Genomic DNA, 5099 nt, shown 5'->3' with positions numbered 1-5099 from the left:
TTTCAGGCTCCCAATCTCGCCCGATATAGCGTCTTGAAGCAATTCGTTGCTGTTCTTCAGCAGCTCTACGCTCTGCTTCAGCTCGCTGATGAGCTTCCTGTTCTGCTCTGCGTCTCTCTGCCTGTTCTGCTCTGCCCTCACTTGTTCTTGATTTGACTGCTTCATCAATTCCTCGCAGTTCTCGCTCGACATCGCCAACGCTTCTTTGAGCAGACTGTTTTCCAGCTCTGTCCGGCTCTGTCGGTTTAACTCTTGAAGCTGCTCTCTTGGACTGCTCTGCTTCTGCTGTTCGTGCATTTCTCTCAAACTCATGCTCCATACTCTCCTTTCCAAAATCCATATTGTAGTATTTTTCCAGCTTGTTATCCCTGATTTTACAAGCCTTTTCTCCTGCCTGTTCCCTGGCTAAGTCGGTATATGTGATGTACTTGTGGCTGTCCTGCCAGTCCACCCCGTACCCTCTTTCATTCATCAGCCGGATAAAGGTTTCCCGGCTGGTCGCTGTTTCCTTACAATCCAGCACCGCAAGGGCAATATCCTGCACATAGCTTTTGACCTTTCCCTGCTCTGCCTGTTTCAAAAGCTGGTAGGTGTCTTTGCTCCATGCCACCGTTTCTTCCCGGACTTCTCCAGCAAATGTCTTTCCTTTCTCCGGCACATGCAAGCCCTGTTCCCAGCTCTGCTCGTTGCACCGTTCCTTTAAGTCTTTAAGGTCGTGCTTACTCCATTGGAGCTTATGACCGTTCTCATAATTTACGGAATTGACAATAAAGTGCGTGTGTATATGCCCCTTGTCTATATGCGTGGCTATCAGAACTTCATGCCCTTTCCATGCCTTTGTATGCTCTGCCAGCTCGACAGCGTTCTTGTGAGCCTGCTCCGGGGTTATTTCCTCGTCCTCATGGTAGGATTGCACATAATGCTTATAGGTTCTTCCGTCCGTCTTGCCCCACAGCTCCTTTGTGGCTTGCATTTCCTCCTTGACCGTCTCCGGCTCACAATGCAGACCGCTGACAAGCTTCTCCTCTGTCTTTTCTTTTTTCGTCACATAATCTATTGCGTGCCCTATGCCCGCCTTTGAAGATACCGCCTTAATGACTGCCATACTTTGTTCAGCTCCTCTCCATGCTTCCGCACTTCCGCTTCACTCGGCAACATTCCCCCCTCATTACACCTCTTTGCTATTTGGTTGAGGTTGTTCCCTATCCGTTTCAGTTCCGGGATAAGTTCTTTGATACCGTCCGTATTCACGATCTGCTTCTCCAGCACACAGGAAAGGATATACTCCTGCTGGTTCTTTCCACTCTCTGAAATCTTCTCCTGCAACTGCTGGTATTCTTCTTCACTTACTCGGAATGATAACTGCTTTGGTCTTGTCTTGTTCATGCCCTTACCACTCCATATCCATGACATCAAGTAAGTCAAAGAAACGCTCCAGCGTCTTATTTTCCTTTTCTGCCGGGTTCTGTTTTACATATTTATCAATTACTTTCATCAGCTCCTGCACCTCGTATCTGTACTCAAACTGAATTTTATCCATTTCTTTTTTCATGCCTTTGACCTCTCTTTCTTCGGTGCTACCACCGTCAAATTATGAGCCTTTCGGCTCTCTAAAAAGGGGGATTGAAGGGGGGCTTGCCACCCTCACAAGTTCTAAAGTGGTAACACTTTAGGGAACTTGCAATATATCCGCTACACATATTATAGCATGATAGACACCCTATATCAAGCGGATATATTCGTGCGTATATTCTGCCAAGAATATAGTGGAGCTTACTTCCTCTTGGGCGACTTTGGAAGTGTAGGTGGAAGAAAGTCAAGGGCTTGTTTTTTATCTGCAGTATGAGCTTCGGCTTGCCGATCAGCGAGTACAGCAGATAAAAAATGGTCGCAGACCACCCTTTACTTTCTTCCGCCGGAACGGACAATGAAGCACAGGGGGAAGTAACGGAACGGACGGACAGCCGTTTTCCCCTCCGGCATTATAGCCAACAAAAAAGAGTATCAAGGGTAAACGCTGCGGTCTATGACCGCCCTTGACACTCTTTTCCTTATGGCTTTGATAATAAACAAGGGGAAATGGCTTCTTGTGGCATTTCTGCCACTATGGTATAATGAGCGACGCTACCACCCCTATACAGGTACAGAAAGGGGGTGTGCCACCATGAGTATATTTTCGTCTTTCTTACTCTCTGTCTTGGCAAGTGTAGTCGCCTACTACATCTGCAAATGGCTGGACGGAGATAAATAGGCGGTAGCCAGCCTAAGGAATAAGCCACCTTGCCACAACGGAATAGAAAAGCCCCGGAGTTGCGACCTCCGGGGCTTTTTGCGTGCCACAATGAGCACTTTCGTCTTTCTTGCCTACTGGCATTATAGCATATGCCTTTCGGCATTTCAAGTATGCCCTACTTCCACCACTTGTAAACGGTGGGCTTGCTCAATCCTGTCTCTCGAATGCAGTCCGCTTTCTTTCCTGCTGGGTGGCTCTCCTGCCATTCTCTGACTGTCTGCTCCGCTGTTCCACTCCCTTTTGGTCTACCCTCTTTTACTTCTTCTCCTAACTGCTTTTTTAAAGCTTTCATAGTATTCATAACCTTTACATGGTCTTTTTGCTTTCTGTAATTCCGCTTATTTGCTGGTATCGTAACCTTTGTGTTGTCCTCTATCCATTCCCGGCTTGCTATCGTTGACAGCCTTTTTCTGTCCCCTTTCAATGCCCGAAGAGCGTCTTTCACATCTGCCCGGCTGAAATGGTTGTCCTCGTCCTCGGTAAGGCTCTCTAAATGGTCCAGGAACGCATAGGCGTCTCTCCGTATCTTCTGCTCGGATATGCCACACTTCAAGCCATAAGAGCACAACGCCATAATAGAAAAGTAACGCCCTCCGGCTTTCACTTCCTCGGTTATTTTCCGTTTCCACCACTCATATAAAGCTTCGTTACATACCCACGTACCGCCCTGCTTCTTACTTTTCTGCTTCGGCTCTCCCTGCACGATCCGCTTCTCATACCATTCCGGGTACAGCTCCTTTGCTTCTTCCAGCGTAACGGTACTTTTTCTTCTCGGCTTCTCGTACAACGGAGCAAGGTCTACCTTACAGCTCGGTATGCTGGCTTTTATGTCCTCCAGCGTGTAACGGTTCTCTGACAGCTTATAGGCTTTTACTGGGAAATCTGCACCCAGCTTCGACTGACTCCCCACACACCGGAAACCTTGATAAATTCCGGTTATATCCGGGCTGTCCGGACGGATAGAGCTGGTATCATTCCATAGCCGCCGGATAAAGGCTTCTTTCAGCTCCGCAAGCACTTCTTCCCGGTTTCGATACAACTGAACCGGCTCCTGCAAGAAATAGTAAAGATGTACCCCCTTGCCGGAGCTGACAAGATAAGTCGGACGAAGCTGCACACCATTCCCAAACTGCTTCAACAGGTTCTTTAACTGCTGTTTGCCTACATAATCCACGTCCACCACCACCGCAAACAGCTCATGAGCGTTCTCTTTCGTGTGTGACTTTCCGTAAAAACTAATAGGCGGTATCAGCCCAAACCTATCTCCTATGACCTTATCCAGCATTTTCAGACTATCATCAATTACCCACTGCCGGGTTCTTCCTTTGCCAGACGGTCTAATCTGTGTCGCTATAATATTACCTTTTCCGTCCTCCGGCTCTTGCTGGAGACTGCCAGCCGGAAACAACTCCCGATAGAAATCATGAGGACTTACTTCCGGGTATCCCCTCTCCAACATAAGGGCTTCTTTCTCCCGATAAGCAGACTTCCACTCATACCCTCTTTTATCTCTCCTTTTGGTGTATTTTGCCATAGTCTTTTGCACCTCACTCCCTCTCGCCTTGACCGCTAATCTTATCAATGAGTTTTTTTTACCTTTTTCCGTCAAGTATAAGGGAGTGCCTTTTGAGTGTCAATATCTACACCTCACTCCCTCTCGCCTTGACCGCTAATCTTATCAATGAGTTTTTTTTACCTTTTTCTCTCAAGTATAAGGGAGTGCCTTTTTGATGTCAATATCTACACCTCACTCCCTCTCGCCTTGACCGCTAATCTTATCAATACATTTTTGCACCTTTTTCTTCGTACCGACAAACTGCAATTTATCTTAGAAATTACAGCGATGTTATTTTGATAAACTTTCAAGAATTGAAATATCATGCTTATCTTTATCTCTTAATTCATAACCTGAATGGAAAACTTTTTGGCCTTTTAAAGATATACAAGGAATTGTTTTGCCTTCAAAAAAAACACTACCAAAGTAATCTTTTTCAAACTCATACCATCCACCCTCTAAATCAGCTTGTTTTGAAGTTCCGTCCTCATTTAAAACGAACGGGTGAATGTCTAAGTAACCAAGTTCATCACTATATAACTCTATTCTAACCGGTTTCCAGTCTGTATCAATTTTATAGCCCAGATTCAAAAGCACATTTAACAATTTTTCCGTATGTTGAGCATCAAAATTTATATCTATATCTCTATGAATTCTTGTTTGTTTACCAGCTAAAATATCTACACCCCATCCGCCATCCAACCAGTATGTAATTCCAGTATTTTCGAATAATTCTATTACTTTCATTAAATCTTCTTTTGTTGTTATTTCTTTTCTACCCATACAAAGTCTCCTTTACAACTTCTATATAATTGTTTAGTTAAGTCAATATCAATATCTAATTGCCAAGGCTCAAAATCAAAAATCATGGTCATCACACTCCTTTTTAAAATTCTAATTTATCGATTTCTTTTTACTTACTAATCATACCATACAACAGCATAAGAAACACTAAAATATTGCAGACCATACCGCCCCAAAACAGGTACAACTTCAAGCCCTCATATCTAAAAAAACTGTTCTTACTTTCCTCAAGCTCCCGGATCTTCTGCTTCATCACGCTCGTAAGTGTATCAGACTGCTTCTCAAGAAGCTTTGTAGCCCTCTGTATAGCCTCTATATTCGCCTGTAACGCCTTTCTAACCTCTTGGACGGTGTTTTCCTTAACCTCATCTTTCAGGCTCCCAATCTCGCCCGATATAGCGTCTTGAAGCAATTCGTTGCTGTTCTTCAGCAGCTCTACGCTCTGCT

At 44.9% G+C, this 5099-nt stretch carries 5 protein-coding genes and 1 pseudogene; all 6 read right to left on the bottom strand.

Annotated elements, in window-relative coordinates:
- On the bottom strand, positions 1-1105 hold a 1105-nt coding region (locus ACESON_RS15115), incomplete at its 3' end, for a relaxase/mobilization nuclease domain-containing protein (protein WP_373110746.1).
- Positions 1066-1413 carry a MobC family plasmid mobilization relaxosome protein gene (locus ACESON_RS15110; protein WP_002860780.1) on the bottom strand — a complete coding sequence of 116 codons (348 nt, stop codon included), beginning with the start codon at positions 1411-1413 and terminating at the stop codon, positions 1066-1068. The genes ACESON_RS15110 and ACESON_RS15115, both read right to left, overlap by 40 nt.
- Positions 1391-1552 (bottom strand): hypothetical protein, encoded by a 162-nt coding sequence (locus tag ACESON_RS15105; protein WP_004614779.1) that lies wholly within the window; start codon positions 1550-1552, stop codon positions 1391-1393. The genes ACESON_RS15110 and ACESON_RS15105 overlap by 23 nt, the downstream gene beginning before the upstream one ends.
- Before the next feature lie 856 nt (positions 1553-2408).
- Entirely contained in the window at positions 2409-3827 is a 1419-nt protein-coding gene (locus ACESON_RS15100; protein ID WP_055166539.1) for a repa, read from the bottom strand.
- 312 nt (positions 3828-4139) lie between these two features.
- Positions 4140-4631, bottom strand: a complete 492-nt coding sequence (locus tag ACESON_RS15095) for a nucleotidyltransferase domain-containing protein (protein WP_009263190.1) — start codon at positions 4629-4631, stop codon at positions 4140-4142.
- A 130-nt stretch (positions 4632-4761) separates the two neighbouring features.
- Positions 4762-5099, bottom strand: a pseudogene (locus tag ACESON_RS15090) (hypothetical protein); the annotation flags it as partial.

The organism is Lachnoclostridium sp. Marseille-P6806, assembly GCF_964238185.1.
Taxonomy (GTDB): Bacteria; Bacillota; Clostridia; order Lachnospirales; family Lachnospiraceae; genus Brotaphodocola.
This window is presented reverse-complemented; position numbering and strand designations above follow the sequence as displayed.

Bases quoted from the DNA above. Each gene is read 5' to 3' on its own strand.
- ACESON_RS15105 (WP_004614779.1), bottom strand. From the start codon at position 1,552: ATGAAAAAAGAAATGGATAAAATTCAGTTTGAGTACAGATACGAGGTG.
- ACESON_RS15100 (WP_055166539.1), bottom strand. From the start codon at position 3,827: ATGGCAAAATACACCAAAAGGAGAGATAAAAGAGGGTATGAGTGGAAG.
- ACESON_RS15110 (WP_002860780.1), bottom strand. From the start codon at position 1,413: ATGTCATGGATATGGAGTGGTAAGGGCATGAACAAGACAAGACCAAAG.
- ACESON_RS15095 (WP_009263190.1), bottom strand. From the start codon at position 4,631: ATGGGTAGAAAAGAAATAACAACAAAAGAAGATTTAATGAAAGTAATA.